Origin of the sequence: Synechococcus sp. OH2 (assembly GCF_047462155.1) — a bacterium.
GTDB lineage: Bacteria > Cyanobacteriota > Cyanobacteriia > Thermostichales > Thermostichaceae > Thermostichus.
The window spans coordinates 1-1,599 of sequence record NZ_JANSIR010000031.1; the positions used below are offsets into that span (position 1 = coordinate 1).

Here is a 1,599-nt window from a genome sequence, read left to right on the forward strand (position 1 = left end):
TTAGCTACGGCTAGGCGGGGTTGTGGGACGGCCAAGGGGTAGCTGGAGGGCTAGGCGAAGCAGATGGAATGCTGCACCAGAGAAGGTGAAAGTCCTGTAGCCGAAAGTCTGAAGGCGCCGGCCGGATCCCGAGTAGCACGGGGCAGGTGGAATCCCGTGTGAATCCGCGAGAACCATCTCGCAAGGCTAAATACTCCTGTGTGACCGATAGTGAACCAGTACCGTGAGGGAAAGGTGAAAAGAACCCCGGGAGGGGAGTGAAAGAGAGCATGAAACCGTGTGCCTACAAGCAGTGGGAGCCCGATTGAACGGGTGACCGCGTGCCTGTTGAAGAATGAGCCAGCGAGTTACAGCGTGGGGCAGGTTAAGGCGGGAATGCCGGAGCCAGAGGGAAACCGAGTCTGAAAAGGGCGTTAGTCGCACGCTGTAGACCCGAACCTGGGTGATCTAACCATGGCCAGGCTGAAGCTTGGGTAAAGCCAAGTGGAGGGCCGAACCGGTTGATGTTGAAAAATCATCGGATGAGCTGTGGTTAGGGGTGAAATGCCAATCGAACCCAGAGCTAGCTGGTTCTCCCCGAAATGCGTTGAGGCGCAGCGTCGACAGGTACCTGGTGGGGTAGAGCTCTGAATCGATGCGGGCGGCGAGAGCTGTACCAAATCGAACCAAACTGCGAATACGCCAGGGTTAGTCGGCAGTGAGACGGTGGGGGATAAGCTCCATCGTCGAGAGGGGAACAGCCCAGACCACCAACTAAGGCCCCCAAGTCATCGCTCAGTGATTAAGGAGGTGGGGGTGCAGAGACAACCAGGAGGTTGGCTTAGAAGCAGCCACCCTTTAAACAGTGCGTAACAGCTGACTGGTCAAGCGCCCTTGCGCCGAAAATGAACGGGACTAAGCGATGCGCCGAAGTTGTGGATTTGATGGTAGGGGAGCGTTCCGCGGTAGGGAGAAGCGGTAGCGCAAGCAGCCGTGGACGAGGCGGAAGTGAGAATGTTGGCTTGAGTAGCGCAAACATTGGTGAGAATCCAATGCCCCGAAAACCCAAGGGTTCCCCCGGAAGGTTCGTCCGCGGGGGGTTAGTCGGGACCTAAGGCGAGGCCGAAAGGCGTAGTCGATGGAGACAGGGTTGATAATCCCTGACTGGCAACTGGAGCTGAGGAGGGACGCACGAGAGCTAGCCACACCCTGATTGGATTGGGAGGGGTCTACGGACTCCGCGTGGTGAAGGGTAGTGCCAAGAAAAGCTCGTAGGCGATGAAGGTTGTCACCCGTACCTGAAACCGACACAGGTGGGTGGGTAGAGAATACCGAGGGGCGCGAGATAACCCTCTCTAAGGAACTCGGCAAAATGACCCCGTAACTTCGGGAGAAGGGGTGCCAGCGCGAGCTGGCCGCAGTGAAAGGGCCCAGGCAACTGTTTACCAAAAACACAGGTCTCTGCTAAGTCGCAAGACGACGTATAGGGGCTGACGCCTGCCCAGTGCCGGAAGGTTAAGGAAGTCGGTTAGCGCAAGCGAAGCTGGCGACCGAAGCCCCGGTGAACGGCGGCCGTAACTATAACGGTCCTAAGGTAGCGAAATTCCTTGTCGGGTAAGT

General features: G+C 57.6%; 1 rRNA gene. It reads left to right on the top strand.

Annotation, left to right across the window (positions count from 1 at the left end):
- A 23S ribosomal RNA gene (locus NW835_RS02315) occupies positions 1-1,599 on the top strand; the annotation flags it as partial.